Below are 13,781 nucleotides of genomic sequence, written 5' to 3' on the forward strand. Positions count from 1 at the left end.
AGATGACTGAGCGTCACAAGGACAGGCCCTGGCTCATGCGGACCTACGCCGGTCACTCGACCGCCGAGGCGTCCAACGAGCTGTACCGGCGCAACCTCGCCAAGGGCCAGACCGGTCTGTCGGTCGCCTTCGACCTGCCGACACAGACCGGCTACGACCCCGATCACATCCTCGCCCGGGGCGAGGTGGGCCGGGTCGGCGTGCCCGTCTCCCACCTCGGTGACATGCGACGGCTGTTCCAGGACATCCCGCTGGAGCAGATGAACACGTCGATGACCATCAATGCGACCGCGATGTGGCTGCTGGCGCTCTATCAGGTGGTCGCGGAGGAGCAGGGCGCGGACCCGGACAAGCTCCAGGGCACCACGCAGAACGACATCGTGAAGGAGTACCTCTCGCGCGGGACGCATGTCTTCCCGCCGGGTCCCTCGCTGCGGCTGACCACCGACATGATCACGTACACGGTCGGACGCATCCCCAAGTGGAACCCGATCAACATCTGCAGCTACCACCTGCAGGAGGCGGGAGCCACTCCCGTCCAGGAGATCGCCTACGCGATGTCCACCGCCATCGCGGTGCTGGACGCGGTGCGCGACTCCGGACAGGTGCCCGAGGAGAGGTTCGGCGATGTCGTCGCGCGCATCTCCTTCTTCGTGAACGCGGGTGTCCGCTTCATCGAGGAGATGTGCAAGATGCGCGCCTTCGGCCGCATCTGGGACCGCGTCACCCGCGAGCGGTACGGCATCGTCGACCCCAAGCGGCGCCGCTTCCGCTACGGCGTCCAGGTCAACTCCCTCGGCCTGACCGAGGCGCAGCCGGAGAACAACGTCCAGCGCATCGTCCTGGAGATGCTGGCCGTCACCCTCTCCAAGGACGCCCGCGCCCGCGCCGTCCAGCTGCCGGCCTGGAACGAGGCACTGGGGCTCCCGCGCCCCTGGGACCAGCAGTGGTCGCTCCGTATCCAGCAGGTCCTGGCCCATGAGAGCGACCTGCTGGAGTACGAGGACATCTTCGCCGGTTCGCATGTCATCGAGGCCAAGGTGGACTCGCTGGTCACCGAGTCGCTCGCGGAGATCGACCGGATCCAGCAGATGGGCGGCGCGATGGCCGCCGTCGAGTCCGGCTACCTCAAGTCCGAGCTGGTCTCCTCGCACGCCGCACGGCGGGCCCGGATCGAGAGCGGCGAGGAGAAGATCGTCGGCGTCAACATCTACGAGTCGACCGAGCCCAGCCCGCTCACCGCCGACCTGGACGGCGCGATCATGACGGTGGACCCGGCGAACGAGGCCCGTGTCGTCGCCGCCCTGCACCAGTGGCGCGACAACCGGGACGAGGCCCGTGCCACCGAGGCGCTCGCCGCGCTGAAGAAGGCCGCCGCGGGCACCGAGAACATGATGGAAGCGACCGTGGAGTGCGCCCGCGCGGGGGTCACCACCGGCGAGTGGTCCTGGGCGCTGCGGGACGTCTTCGGCGAGTTCCGGGCGCCGACGGGTGTCTCGTCCGCACCGGTCGCCGTCACCGCCGAGGCGGGCACCCCGCTCGCCCTCGTCCGGGAGAAGGTCACCCGCACCGCGGGCGACCTCGGCGTGGGACGGCTGCGGCTGCTGGTCGGCAAGCCGGGCCTGGACGGGCATTCCAACGGCGCCGAGCAGATCGCCGTACGGGCCCGTGACGCCGGGTTCGAAGTGGTCTACCAGGGGATCAGGCTGACCCCCGAGCAGATCGTCGACGCCGCCCTGGCCGAGGACGTGCACTGCGTCGGCCTGTCCATCCTGTCCGGTTCGCACGCCGAGCTGGTTCCGGATGTGCTCCACCGGCTGCGCGAGGCCGGCGCGACCGACATCCCGGTGATCGCGGGAGGCATCATTCCGCCCGCCGACGCCGCCGCCCTGATCGGCGCCGGTGTCGCCGCCGTCTTCACCCCGAAGGACTTCGGTATCACGGAGATCATCGGCCGTATCGTCGACGAGATCCGGAAAGCGAACAAGCTCGACCCTCTGGAGGTCCCCGCATGACCACGCCCACGACGCCCGTGAACCGTCTGCGTCCGCGCCGTTCCTGTCTCGCCGTGCCGGGCTCGAACCCGCGCTTCCTGGAGAAGGCCCAGGGCCTCCCGGCCGACCAGGTCTTCCTGGACCTGGAGGACGCCTGCGCGCCGCTCGCCAAGGAGGGCGCACGCCACCACATCGTCGACGCGCTCAACAAGGGTGACTGGACGGGCAAGACCCGGGTCGTGCGGGTCAACGACTGGACGACGCACTGGACGTACCGCGACGTCATCACGGTCGTCGAGGGCGCCGGGCCGAACCTCGACTGCGTCATGCTGCCGAAGGTCCAGGACGCCCAGCAGGTCGTGGCCCTGGACCTCCTGCTGACCCAGATCGAGAAGACGATGGGCTTCGAGGTCGGCCGGATCGGCATCGAGGCACAGATCGAGAACGCCAAGGGCCTGGTGAACATCGACGACATCGCCGCGGCCTCGCCCCGGCTGGAGACGCTGATCTTCGGCCCGGCCGACTTCATGGCCTCGATCAACATGAAGACCCTGGTGGTCGGCCAGCAGCCGCCCGGCTACGGCGCGGACGCCTACCACTACATCCTGATGCGCATCCTGATGGCCGCCCGTACCCACGATCTCCAGGCGATCGACGGCCCCTTCCTCCAGATCCGCGACGTGGACGCCTACCGCGAGGTCGCGGGCCGTGCCGCCGCTCTCGGCTTCGACGGCAAGTGGGTGCTGCACCCCGGCCAGGTCGACGCGGCCAACGAGGTGTTCTCGCCCTCGCAGGAGGACTACGACCGCGCCGAACTGATCCTGGACGCCTACGACTGGTACACCTCCGAGGCGGGCGGCAGGAAGGGCTCGGCGATGCTCGGCGACGAGATGATCGACGAGGCCAGCCGCAAGATGGCCCTGGTGGTCGCGGGCAAGGGCCGCGCGGCCGGTATGCCGCGCACCTCGACGTTCGAAGCGCCGGAGGCCTGATCATGCGGTTCGGACGCACCTTTGAGGAGTTCGAGGTCGGTGCCGTCTACAAGCACTGGCCCGGAAAGACGGTCACGGAATATGACGACCACCTCTTCTGCCTGTTGACCATGAATCACCATCCGCTGCACATGGACAGCAACTACGCCGAGAACACGACCGATTTCGGGAAGAACGTCGTCGTCGGCAACTACATCTACTCGCTGCTGCTCGGTATGTCGGTGCCGGACGTCTCCGGGAAGGCCATCGCCAACCTGGAGGTCGAATCGCTCAAGCACATCGCGCCGACCTTCCACGGCGACACCGTCTACGGCGAGACCACGGTCCTGGACAAGACCCCGTCGAAGTCCCGCCCCGACCGCGGAATCGTGTACGTCGAGACCAGGGGCTACAAGCAGGACGGCACCGTGGTCTGCGTGTTCCGCCGCAAGGTGATGGTTCCCACCGAGGCGTACATCAAGGAGCGCGGCGGCGAGCAGCCCGGCCGCCCGACGCCTTCCAACTAACCGTGTGAAGCCACAGGAGAAGCAGCCATGACGCGACTCGCCCAGACCGCCGGTCTCAACGACATCCAGCAGGAAATCCTCGCCACGGTCCGGGATTTCGTCGACAAGGAGATCATTCCGGTCGCGACCCAGCTGGAGCACCGCGACGAGTACCCCGCCGAGATCGTCGAGGGGCTCAAGGAACTCGGCCTGTTCGGGCTGATGATTCCCGAGGAGTACGGGGGGCTGGGTGAGTCGCTTCTCACCTATGCGCTGTGCGTGGAGGAAATCGCCCGCGGCTGGATGAGCGTGTCGGGAATCATCAACACGCATTTCATCGTGGCGTACATGCTCAAGCAGCACGGCACACAGGAGCAGAAGGACACGTTCCTGCCGCGGATGGCACTGGGAGAGGTGCGGGGCGCGTTCTCGATGTCCGAGCCGGCGCTCGGCTCGGATGTCGCCGCCATCACCTCCAAGGGCGTCAGGGACGGCGACGAGTACGTCCTGAACGGCCAGAAGATGTGGCTCACGAACGGCGGCACGTCCAATCTGGTGGCCGTGCTGTGCCGGAGTGACGAAGGACACCCCGAGGGCACGGCGCCCCACAAGTCGATGACGACCTTCCTGGTGGAGAAGGAGGCGGGCTTCGGCGAGGTCCGTCCGGGCCTCACCATCCCCGGGAAGATCGACAAGATGGGTTACAAGGGCGTCGACACGACCGAGCTCATCATGGATGGGCTACGCATTCCGGCCAATCGCGTACTGGGGGGCACCACCGGCCGGGGGTTCTACCAAATGATGGACGGCGTCGAGGTCGGCCGGGTAAATGTGGCGGCGCGTGGTTGCGGCGTCGCACAGCGTGCATTCGAGCTGGGTGTTTCATACGCCCAGCAGCGCCACACCTTCGGAAAGCCCATCGCCCAGCACCAGGCGATCCAGTTTAAATTGGCCGAAATGGCCACCAAGGTCGAGGCCGCCCATGCAATGATGGTAAACGCGGCCCGCAAAAAGGACTCCGGGGAACGAAACGACCTGGAGGCAGGGATGGCGAAGTACCTCGCCTCCGAGTACTGCAAGGAAGTCGTCGAGGACGCCTTCCGTATCCACGGCGGTTACGGCTTCTCCAAGGAGTACGAGATCGAGCGCCTCTACCGCGAGGCACCGATGCTGCTGATCGGTGAAGGTACCGCCGAGATCCAGAAAATGATCATTGGCCGCCGCCTCCTGGAGGAGTACCGACTTCAGGGTTGATTGCCCCTTTCGAGGTGATTTAGTCGCGAAGAACATCACACCCTGTCATCCTCGGCCGGTGCCTCTGAGCTGTCCGACTCGGCTGCTGGCTTGCCCAGTTGCGGCTCGCAACCGATAGCATCGCCGGAAAGCCGCCGTCCCCCGTTGCCAGCGCGGCATCATCCGCTACGAAGGTCATTCATGCCCGACAGCCATACCTCCGCATCACGCGGTGGGGTCCGCATCGCACGCGGAGCATCGCCGTGGCTCCTGCCGACCGTCGCCACCGCCGCTCTCAGCCTCACCCGGGCCCGCAAGTCCGGGCGCTGGGCAGCAGTGGCCGTGCCCACCACCGCGCTCGCGGCGGGCATGCTCTGGTTCTTCCGTGACCCCGAGCGCGAGATCACCGAGGGCCGGGTCATCTCTCCGGCCGACGGCGTGGTGCAGAGCATCATGCCGTGGAAGGACGGACGCACCCGCGTCGCGATCTTCATGAGCCCTCTGAATGTCCACGTCAACCGGGCGCCGCTGGCCGGCACCGTGACGTCCGTCGAGCACATTCCCGGCGGCTTCGTTCCGGCGTTCAACAAGGAGAGCGAGAACAACGAGCGCGTTGTCTGGCACTTCGACACCGAGCTCGGCGACATCGAGATGGTGCAGATCGCCGGAGCGGTCGCCCGTCGCATCGTGCCGTACCTCCCGCAGGGTACGAAGGTGGAGCAGGGCGAGCGCATCGGCCTGATCCGCTTCGGCTCGCGCGTCGACATCTACCTTCCGGAAGGTATCGATGTCGCGGTCGAGGTCGGCCAGGCCACCACCGCGGGGGTGACTCGAATTGACCGTGATTGATCCAGAGACACAGACAGGCTGGGTGCCGCAGAGCGCCGAGGAGAACGACTCCGACGGCACGGAGGACATGCCGCTCTCGATGCGGCTGTCGATAGCGGACACCCTCACCCTCGGTAACGCCACGTGCGGATTCATGGCGGTGTACTTCACCACCACGGGCATCCTCATCCCGCATCTCACGGGCAGCGACGAGTCCGGCATGGCCCGGCACTCGGCGGCCACCGCGGTCATCCTCATGCTCATGGCAGCGGTCTTCGACCTGTTCGACGGGCTCGTGGCACGCAAGCTGCGCTCCTCCCCCATGGGCGCCGAGCTGGACAACCTCTCGGACCTGATCAGCTTCGGGCTCGCCCCGGCCTACTTCGTGCTCGTGTACGGAATGGTCGCGGACGACGCCTACCAGCGGGTGTCGGCGCTGGCCGCGATCGTGGTGCTGCTGGCGGTGGTGCTCAGGCTGGCGAGATTCTCCTGCGTGACGCTGAAGGACGGCATGTTCCAGGGCATGCCGAGCCCCTTCGGAGCGCTGACGGTCGTCTCGATCGTGCTCCTGGAGCTGCCCTTCGTACCGACGCTCCTCGCGATCATCGGTGTGGCGTGGCTGATGGTGAGCCGGGTCGAGTACCCCAAGCCGCGCGGTGTTCTCGCGGTGGCGATGCTCAGCTGGATCGTGGCCGCCATGGGACTGCTCGCCGCATGGGCCTTCGACGCCCCCGGCGGTCAGCTGCTCCTCCAGACCGGCTGCGCCCTCCAGGTCGTGCTGGGTGCGGTGATCCCGCTCTTCGCGACGGCACGGCGCGTGAACACGTTCCGCGACAACCGCCGCGAGGCACGGGCGGCACAGCTGCCGTAGCCACAGACCGCGGACACACGCGTGAGGGCCCGGATGCTCCCCAGCATCCGGGCCCTCACGCGTGTGTCCGCGGTACGCCTGTGTCCGCGGTACGCCTGTGTCCGCGGTACGCCTGTGTTCTCGCTACCGGGCGGGGTCGGCCGGGACAGCCCTCAGGGGTTCCAGGCTCCAGATCCGCTCGGTGCGCAGCGGTCCGTTCCGGACCAGGAAGTCGCCATGGCCGGGGACGAGCGCGGCGAGCTGCGAGGCGTGGCACAGGACCGCCTCCCGCTTCGCCGCCCACCGGTCGTCGGACAGCCGCAGTTCGTGCCGGACGGCGACGCGGTGGTCGCGCCGCAGCTCCTGGTACGCGAGGCCGTGCGCCTCGCTCTCCGCCAGGGCCTCGCACGCCTGCGCGGTGTCCCACTCGGGCAGGTGCCCGGTGTACGGCAGGTCGGCGTACACCCAGGGTGCGGGGGCTCCCATGTCGGCGAGGACCCGCATGGCGCGCAGCCGTACGGCCCGGTGGTCGCGCTGGTTGGTGCCGAGCGGGGTGAGGACCCGGGTGCCGGGGGCGAGGCTCCTCAGCAGCGTGTCCAGCGCGGTGGGCTGGAGCCCGCCCTCGACGTACGGGCCGTCGGGATGGTCGATCGTCACCTGCTCGACGCCGAGCAGCGCGCAGGCCCGCGCGTCCTCGGCCCGGCGGACCCGGTGGGCCTCCGCGCCGGTGGAGAAGCCGCAGAGGTCGTCCCATCCGGAGGCCTGGACGCCGGCGTCCGGGGCTCCGCCGTGGACGGTGACGACGGCGATGGGGCCCGGTAGTTCGGACAGCAGTCCGGCCAGGGACAGTACGGCGTCGTCGAAGTGCGGCGAGAGGATGACGGTGCGCCAGGGGGGTGGTTCGGATATGGGCAGGGAGGACATGTGGTGCTCCGGAAGTGCTGCGGCAGGGGTGGTGGGCGCGATGGGCCCGGTCGGCCGGGCGCGGGCCCGGTCGGAATGGAGCTAACCATCACCACCGCGATTTGGTCCAGACCAAACGGCCGACGCGTTGCCGAAGGGGCCCTGACCGCCGGGCGCGGCTCCGCGAGCGGGTCGCGCGCCGACGGTCGTCGTCGCACGGGTACGAGGACGCCCGAACGGGTCCGGCCGGGGTCCGGCCAGAACCTGTTCGGGCGTTCATCGTGTGCTGGGGGATTCAGCGCCCGACCGGGTCAGGGCGAGGTCAGGGCTTCGACGTGCGGGACTCGGCGCGTCACGGCTTCAATGTGAAGGACTCGGCGGCCGGGGCCACCGCGGCCGGGCGGATCACCTTCAGGCCACCGGGGGTCTTGGCGTCGGGCTTCATGATGACGCTCTGCCGGGTGGACGGTGCCGCCGGGTCCGAGAAGTCGTGCGACATCCCGAAGTCCGCCCCGTACCCCTTGATCGTGAGCAGCGCCTTGTCGATTCCCGCACGGGTGAGGTCCTTGGACTCGCACGCCTTCTTCAGCGCCTCGCCGTAGACGGACGCCGCCGTGTATCCGGCGACGACGCCGTTGTCGAGCCCGTCCTTCGGGTACTGGGCCGCGTAGTCCTTGGCCAGCTTCGACGGGCCGGCGCCCGGGTCGCCGATCGGCAGGGTGGAGGCGGCGACGTAGTAGTCCTTGAGCAGGGCCGGGCCCGCCTGGGTCTTCAACAGCTGCGGCGCGAAGGCCGAGTTGTTGCCGACGACCGGCACGTCGAAGCCGGTGGCGGCGGCCACACCGACGAGCGAGGCGGCCTGGCGCGGACCCGCGCTCACGATGACCGCCTTCACACCGGCCTGCTTGAGCGCGGCGACCTGGGCGGTCATGTCGTTGTCGGTCGGCTTGATCTTCTGCTCGAACACGCTGAGGCCCAGTTCCTTCGCCGCGTACTTCGAGCCGGCCAGGGCGTTCTCGCCGTAGTCGCCCTCGAAGTAGACATGACCGATCGTGTCGCCCTTGGCGATGCGCTTCTCGGTCAGCAGATAGTCGAGCAGGTTGATCGTCTCGATGTCGTACGTGGCGCCGATGACCCGTACGTACTTCGAGCCGAGCAGACTCGCCGACCAGGCCTGCGGCAGGACGAGCCCCTTGTCCTGGCCGTCGATGCGCTGCTCGACGGCGGCCACGAACGGGGAGCCGATGAACTGGGTGAAGCCCAGTACCTCCGGCTCCAGTTCGGTGTAGGCGGCGATGGCCTTCTGCGGGTCGTAGCCGTGGTCACGGACCGTCAGTTCGATCTTCCGGTCACAGATCCCGCCCGCGGCGTTGGTCTCCTTCACCCACAGCTGCTGGGCCTGGGTGACGCTCTTGCCCAGCGAGGCGTACACCCCGGTCATGTCGGTCAGGGCGCCGAGGGAGATCTTCGAGGAGGTGACCCCCTCGCCGGTCTTGACCCCGCTCTTGTCCTTCTCGTTGCCGTCCCCCTCGGTGGCCTTCCCGCTGCATCCCACAAGGGTGACGGTGAGTGCCGCGACCACGGCCGTGAGTGCTCTCAGTTTCATTTCTTCTCCCCAGATTTCTTCAGACGCGCGATGCCGCCGGGCAGGAACAGGACCACCGCGACCACCGCGGCGCCGTACAGATAGCGGGACGCCTCACCCGGTGCGAGTCCGCCCGTACCGGGGGCGGATACCAGCGGGAGGGAGTCACTGTAGTGAGTGAGCACCTGCGGGAGCAGGGAGACGAAGGCCGCGCCGACGACCGCTCCCGCGACGCTGCCGAGCCCGCCGATGACGATCATGGCGAGGTATTCGAGCGACAGGATCATGCCGAAGTACTCGGGCACGGTCCGCTGGAAGAGCAGGGCGAGCAGGACGCCCGCCAGGCCCGCGTACATCGAGGACAGGACGAACACCCCGGCCCGGTAGCGGGCGACCGGCACGCCCATCACGCCTGCGGCGATCCGGTGGTCCCGGATGGCGTTCATGGCCCGGCCCGGCCTGCCGCGCAGCACCCCGCGGGCGAACAGGCCGCTGACGAGCAGCGCGAGCAGGGCCACGTACCAGAGCTTCTCGGCGGACTGGAACGGCACGGCGGCGACGACGAGTTCGCTGTCGTCGAAGGTGAACCCGAACACCGAGAGCGGCGGTACGGCGCGGCCGTTGAAGCCGCCGGTGAGCGAGCCCGCGTTGAACAGCACATGCTGGCCGATGAAGATCAGCGCGAGGGTGGCGATACCGAGGTACGCGCCGCGCAGCCGCCCCGCGATGGGGCTGAAGACCCCGCCGGCGGCTCCCGCGAGCAGCACGGCGAGGATCGCCGCGAGCCAGGTCGGCAGACCGAGGCCGCTGAGCGCGTGCCCGTCCTCGGTGCCGCTCTCCCCCGCCAGGACGCAGTAGCCGTACGCGCCCACGGCGAGGAAGAAGGCGTGGCCCATGGAGAGCTGGCCCGTGGCTCCGGTGAGGAGGTTGATGCCGATGGCCCCGATCGCGGCGGCCATCGCGAAGAGTCCGGCCTGGAGCCAGAAGCGGTCCAGGTAGAACGGAAAGGCCAGCAGCAGGACCGAACCGATGAGCAGGAGGTACGTACGGGGGCGGCGCAGCCGGTCGGCGAAGGTCCCCGTCGTCCCTGCGGCCCCCGTCGTGGGTTCGGTGGTGGGTTCGGTGGTGGGTCCGGTGGTGGGTCCGGTGGTGGGTCCGGTGGTGGCGTCAGACACGGGCGAGCTCCTTCGTACCGAAGAGTCCCGCGGGCCGGATGAGCAGCACGATCACCATCACCAGATAGGGCGCGAGATCGCCGATGCCCCGGCCGAGGAAGGAGAGATCGCTCTGGTAGCCGGTGGCGAGCGACTCGGTGACACCGACGATGAGTCCGCCGGCGAGTGCCCCCGTCGTGGAGTCGAGGCCGCCGAGGATCGCGGCGGGGAACGCCTTGAGCGCGGCGAGCGAGGTGGCCCGTTCGAGGCCGGGGGTCGGGAACACGGTGAGGAAGAGCGCGGCGACGGCGGCAAGAGCTCCGGCGACCGCCCACGCGGCGAGCGAGACCCGGCCGAGCTTGATCCCCATCAGTGCCGCCGTCTGCGGGTTCTCGGCGGCGGCTCGCATCGACACACCCCACGAGGTGTAGCGGAAGGCGAGCAGGAACACCGTGATGAGCAGCCCGGCCGCGACGAACGCGGCGATGCGGGTCTGGGCGAGGGTGACCCCGCCGACGGTGACGACCTCGTCGCCCCACGGGTCGCCGAGTGCCAGTACGTCCGTGCCCATGCGGCGGGTGAGTTCGGTGGTCAGCAGGATGTCGACGCCGATGGTGACGATGGCCAGGACGCTGTGGTCGCTGCCCCGGTAGCGGCGCATCACGAAGAACTCGATCGCGGCGCCGACGACCGCGGCACCCGCGATACCTACGCCGAGCGCGGGCCAGAAGCCGATGTCGTCGTGGAGCACGGCGGTGACGTAGCCGCCCGCCAGCAGGAGGGAGGCGTGGGCGAAGTTGACGACTTCGGTGGCCTTGAAGATGACGACGAAGCCGAGCGCGATCAGCGCGTAGACCGAACCGATCGACAGCCCGCCGAGGAGGAGTTCGATGAACGTGGTCATTCCGGTGCCCCCAAGTAGGCCTGGACGACGGCCGGGTCGTTCTGGACCTCGGCGGGTGTACCGCCCGCGATCCTGCGTCCGAAGTCGAGTACGGTCACCGCGTCCGCGAGCCGCATCACCACCCCCATGTCGTGCTCGACCAGCACGATCGAGATGCCGAGGCTGTCGCGCACATTCGCCACGACGGCCGCGGTACGGCGCCGTTCGTCGGCGGTCATCCCGGCGATGGGTTCGTCCAGCAGCAGCACCTGTGGCTCCATGCACAGGGCGCGGCCGAACTCGACAAGCTTCTGCTGTCCGTACGGGAGGGCCCCGGCGGGACGCTCCAACTCCTTCTCCAGGCCGATGAATTCGGCGATCTGACGAACCCGGTCCAGATGGCGCCGCTCCTCGTGGGCCGCGGACGGCAGGCGCAGACCGGTGGCGAGGAACCCGGCACGGGTGAGGCGGTGGCGGCCGAGCAGCAGGCTGTCGGCGACCGTGGCGTGCGGTGGCAGCGCCAGGTTCTGGAAGGTGCGCGCGACGCCGAGTCCGGCGATCCGGTGCGGCGGGAGGCCGGTCAGCTCGGTGGTGCCGAGGTGGACGCTGCCCGAGGTGGCGCGATAGACACCGGAAAGCACGTTGAAGCAGGTGGACTTGCCCGCGCCGTTGGGGCCGATGACGGCGTGCACACTGCCCGGCTCGACGGTGAACGAGACGCCGTCGAGGGCGGTGAGCCCGGCGAAGCGCACGGTCACGTCGCGGACGGTGAGCGCGGCGGGGGCGGGTGCCCCGGTGGCCGCCGGGGTGGCGGACGGTGCGGTCCTCACGCGGACCACCTGCTCAGGGTGCGCGCGGACCGGCCCGCCGGGTCGGCGTCCTCGGCGGCCGTCTCGTCCACGACGCCGAGATAGCGGCGGCGCACCTCGTCGGACGCGGCGAGTTCGTCGGCCGGTCCGGACAGGGCGACCTCGCCGACGTCCAGGACGTACGCGGTCGAGGCGAGCCGCAGGGCGATGGACGCGTTCTGCTCGACGAGCATGACGGAGGTGCCGGTCGCGTTGATCTCCTGGATGGTCTCGGCGATCCTGGCCGCCATCAGCGGGGCGAGACCGAGTGACGGCTCGTCCAGCAGGAGGAGCCGGGGCCCGGCCATCAGCGCCCGCCCCATCGCCAGCATCTGCTGTTCGCCGCCGGACAGCAGCCCGGCCCGCTGGTGCGCGCGTTCGGCGAGCACCGGGAACAGTTCGTGTACGCGGGCCAGCGCGGCGGCCACGTCCTTGCGCCCGCCGCGGGCCCCCAGTGCGCCCGCCCGCAGATTGTCGGCCACCGTCATCCGGGCGAACACCTGCCGCCCTTCCGGCACCTGGACCACTCCCGCGGCCACCACCTGGGCGGGCCGCAGCCCGTCCAGGGGCCGGCCGTCGAGGCGGATGGTGCCCGTGCCCGTCCCGCGGTGGAAGCCGAGGGTCCGCGATACGGCCCGCAGCAGCGTGGTCTTGCCGGCGCCGTTGCCACCGAGTACGGCGGTGATCGCGCCGGCCGGCACGTCGACGGAGACATCGCGCAGGGCCCGTACCGGGCCGTAGCCCACGGACAGTGCGCGGATCTCTAGCGTTGCCATGCGTCCTCCTCCTTCCGCCTTGTCGTGTTGTGTCGCGTTGGTGTTGTGCCGTGCCGTGCCGTGCCGCGTCGCGCTGGTGCGCGGTGCCATGTCACGTGTCGCGTGTCGCGTTGTGGGATGTACGTCGTGCGGTGCCATGTCACCTGTCACGCCATGGGTGCGCGGTGTGTGGTGCGCTGCGTGCGGTGCGCTGTGCCATGTCACGTGTCGCGTCGTCGGTGTGCGTCGTGTGGTGCCACAGACCAGCACCGGGCGGCCCGTGCGTCCACGGCGCGGGACCGACTCGATGCGGGTGACCAGCGAGTGAAGGGCGTGGTTGTGCACGCGCACAGAGGGCGGTGACGCGGGCTCGCGCCCGCCGCCGCCGGTGGCATCCTCACCGGGCATGAGCGGCCGCAGAGCCCGCGGAACGGAGCAGAGGATGCAGCGGCGCAGTGACGAGCGGGCCCAGGCGCTGCTCGACGCGTTGCTGGAGGGCCGCCCGTCGCCGGGCCTCGCCCGGCGCGCGGCGGCGGGCCTGGGGCTGCCCGAGCGGGGGCGTTACGCGGTGGCGGTCCTGGGCACCGGACACGGTGGGCCGACCCGGCACGGGCCGGTGCGGTGGGCCCGGGACGCGGACGGCGTGCGGTGGTGCTGGCGGACGCGGGCGGACTGCGAGATCGCCGTCGTCGCACTGGGGGACGGGAGCCTTGCCGAGCCTGCCGCGCTGCTGACGGAGCGGGACGCCGGTCCGGGCGGGATCAGCCCGGTGGTGGACGGCTTGGCCGAACTCGGCCTGGCCCGCAGGCTGGCCGGCTTCGCGCTGCTGACCTGCGCCCCGCGGACACGGGAGATCGTCCGGCTGGACGAGCGGCTGCCGTCCGCTCTGGTGGTGAGCCGGCCGGAGCTGGCCGCCACGCTGGTCACCGAGGTGTTCGGCCCGCTCCTGGCCCTGGCTCCGGCGGAGCGGGCGCTGCTGGTGGGGACGCTGGAGAAGTGGCTGGAGTGCGATGGGTCAGTGGGGCGGACCGCGGAACGCCTGCGCTGCCACCGGAACACGGTGTTCAACCGCTTGCGGCGGCTGGAGCGGCTGACGTCGCGCTCGTTGTCGACGCCGCGCGAGCTGATCGAGGTCATGCTGGCGCTGGACGCGTTCCGGCTGCCGCCGCCACCGGCATGGCCCGCGAAACACGTGTGGCCCGCGGGGCGGGCGGCGTACGCGGACGGGGGTCCGGGGGCCTGTGACCGCGCCCCTGAACCCCCGTGACCGA

13 protein-coding genes are annotated in these 13,781 nt (G+C 69.7%); 7 read left to right on the top strand and 6 right to left on the bottom strand.

Annotation, left to right across the window (positions count from 1 at the left end; translation table 11 throughout):
* The first annotated feature begins 2 nt into the window (after positions 1 to 2).
* The 6 genes from OG413_RS34055 to pssA all read left to right on the top strand — a co-directional run bounded on the left by OG413_RS34055 (position 3) and on the right by pssA (position 6,403).
* The gene (locus OG413_RS34055; RefSeq protein WP_266812300.1) at positions 3 to 2,015 is read left to right on the top strand and encodes a protein meaA; all 2,013 of its coding nucleotides are present in this window, start codon (positions 3 to 5) and stop codon (positions 2,013 to 2,015) included.
* Positions 2,012 to 2,986, top strand: coding sequence for a CoA ester lyase (locus OG413_RS34060; RefSeq protein ID WP_266812302.1), 975 nt, complete (start codon positions 2,012 to 2,014; stop codon positions 2,984 to 2,986). Before OG413_RS34055 ends, OG413_RS34060 begins: the two co-directional genes overlap by 4 nt.
* Positions 2,987 to 2,988: 2 nt before the next feature.
* Positions 2,989 to 3,492, top strand: coding sequence for a MaoC family dehydratase (locus OG413_RS34065; RefSeq protein WP_266812304.1), 504 nt, complete (start codon positions 2,989 to 2,991; stop codon positions 3,490 to 3,492).
* Between the two features lie 27 nt (positions 3,493 to 3,519).
* Positions 3,520 to 4,725: an acyl-CoA dehydrogenase family protein gene (locus tag OG413_RS34070; RefSeq protein WP_266812306.1), complete on the top strand. Its 1,206-nt coding sequence runs from the start codon at positions 3,520 to 3,522 to the stop codon at positions 4,723 to 4,725.
* 180 nt (positions 4,726 to 4,905) lie between these two features.
* Entirely contained in the window at positions 4,906 to 5,553 is a 648-nt protein-coding gene (locus OG413_RS34075) for a phosphatidylserine decarboxylase (protein WP_073722827.1), read from the top strand.
* A 22-nt stretch (positions 5,554 to 5,575) separates the two neighbouring features.
* The gene (pssA, locus tag OG413_RS34080) at positions 5,576 to 6,403 is read left to right on the top strand and encodes a CDP-diacylglycerol--serine O-phosphatidyltransferase (RefSeq protein WP_266812309.1); all 828 of its coding nucleotides are present in this window, start codon (positions 5,576 to 5,578) and stop codon (positions 6,401 to 6,403) included.
* Between the two features lie 123 nt (positions 6,404 to 6,526).
* Here pssA and OG413_RS34085 read toward each other — a convergent pair whose 3' ends face one another.
* From OG413_RS34085 to OG413_RS34110, 6 genes are all read right to left on the bottom strand, one after another.
* The gene (locus tag OG413_RS34085; RefSeq protein WP_266812311.1) at positions 6,527 to 7,306 is read right to left on the bottom strand and encodes a PIG-L deacetylase family protein; all 780 of its coding nucleotides are present in this window, start codon (positions 7,304 to 7,306) and stop codon (positions 6,527 to 6,529) included.
* 331 nt (positions 7,307 to 7,637) lie between these two features.
* Positions 7,638 to 8,891 carry an ABC transporter substrate-binding protein gene (locus tag OG413_RS34090; protein ID WP_266812313.1) on the bottom strand — a complete coding sequence of 418 codons (1,254 nt, stop codon included), beginning with the start codon at positions 8,889 to 8,891 and terminating at the stop codon, positions 7,638 to 7,640.
* Positions 8,888 to 9,931, bottom strand: a complete 1,044-nt coding sequence (locus OG413_RS34095; protein WP_266813255.1) for a branched-chain amino acid ABC transporter permease — start codon at positions 9,929 to 9,931, stop codon at positions 8,888 to 8,890. Before OG413_RS34095 ends, OG413_RS34090 begins: the two co-directional genes overlap by 4 nt.
* 106 nt (positions 9,932 to 10,037) lie before the next feature.
* Complete coding sequence (locus OG413_RS34100; RefSeq protein WP_073722837.1) at positions 10,038 to 10,928, bottom strand: branched-chain amino acid ABC transporter permease; 891 nt, start codon at positions 10,926 to 10,928, stop codon at positions 10,038 to 10,040.
* The gene (locus OG413_RS34105) at positions 10,925 to 11,737 is read right to left on the bottom strand and encodes an ABC transporter ATP-binding protein (protein ID WP_266812315.1); all 813 of its coding nucleotides are present in this window, start codon (positions 11,735 to 11,737) and stop codon (positions 10,925 to 10,927) included. The genes OG413_RS34100 and OG413_RS34105 overlap by 4 nt, the downstream gene beginning before the upstream one ends.
* On the bottom strand, positions 11,734 to 12,531 hold the full coding sequence (locus OG413_RS34110; protein WP_266812317.1) for an ABC transporter ATP-binding protein: 798 nt from the start codon (positions 12,529 to 12,531) through the stop codon (positions 11,734 to 11,736). Before OG413_RS34110 ends, OG413_RS34105 begins: the two co-directional genes overlap by 4 nt.
* Before the next feature lie 421 nt (positions 12,532 to 12,952).
* Between OG413_RS34110 and OG413_RS34115 the strand changes: the two genes are divergently transcribed.
* Positions 12,953 to 13,777 (top strand): CdaR family transcriptional regulator, encoded by an 825-nt coding sequence (locus tag OG413_RS34115; RefSeq protein WP_266812319.1) that lies wholly within the window; start codon positions 12,953 to 12,955, stop codon positions 13,775 to 13,777.
* The last annotated feature ends 4 nt before the right edge of the window (positions 13,778 to 13,781 follow it).

This window comes from Streptomyces sp. NBC_01433 (genome assembly GCF_026340105.1).
In the GTDB taxonomy this organism is placed as follows: Bacteria; Actinomycetota; Actinomycetes; order Streptomycetales; family Streptomycetaceae; genus Streptomyces.